General features: G+C 47.9%; 1 rRNA gene. It reads left to right on the top strand.

Going from position 1 to position 714, the window contains the following annotated elements:
• Positions 1-108 precede the first annotated feature (108 nt).
• Positions 109-714, top strand: a 23S ribosomal RNA gene (locus CSQ93_RS28525); the annotation flags it as partial.

The following is a 714-nucleotide window of genomic DNA, read 5'->3' as shown; positions in this document are numbered from 1 at the left end:
AATCGATGGGTAATGATTGTATGTATCAACAAACAAGCAACAACGTTGTACTTTCTTATCCCTGTAGCGCTCTTTCATTATGCAAATGATGAGAGGCTAACGTTATAGGGACAAGCGAATAAGTGCACATGGTGGATGCCTTGGCGATTACAGGCGATGAAGGACGTAGTAGCTTGCGATAAGCTGCGGGGAGTGAGCAAACACACTTTGATCCGCAGATTTCCGAATGGGGCAACCCACCCTTTTAGGGTATTGCATACTGAATACATAGGTATGCAAGGCGAACGCGGCGAACTGAAACATCTAAGTAGCTGCAGGAAAAGAAATCAACCGAGATTCCCAAAGTAGCGGCGAGCGAAATGGGAAGAGCCTGTACGTGATAGTCGGACCGATAACAGAATCCTCTGGAAATAGGAGCCATAGTGGGTGATAGTCCCGTATGTGAAATCGGACCGGTGATACTAAGCGTACGACAAGTAGGGCGGGACACGTGACATCCTGTCTGAATATGGGGGGACCATCCTCCAAGGCTAAATACTCGTAATCGACCGATAGTGAACCAGTACCGTGAGGGAAAGGCGAAAAGAACCCCGGAAGGGGAGTGAAATAGATCCTGAAACCGTGTGCATACAAACAGTAGGAGCGGACTTGTTCCGTGACTGCGTACCTTTTGTATAATGGGTCAGCGACTTACATTCAGTGGCAAGGTTAACC

This window comes from Janthinobacterium sp. BJB426 (assembly GCF_002735705.1).
Lineage (GTDB): Bacteria > Pseudomonadota > Gammaproteobacteria > Burkholderiales > Burkholderiaceae_D > Janthinobacterium.
The sequence above is the reverse complement of the archived record's forward strand: the minus strand, read 5'-3'. Positions and strand labels throughout refer to the sequence as shown.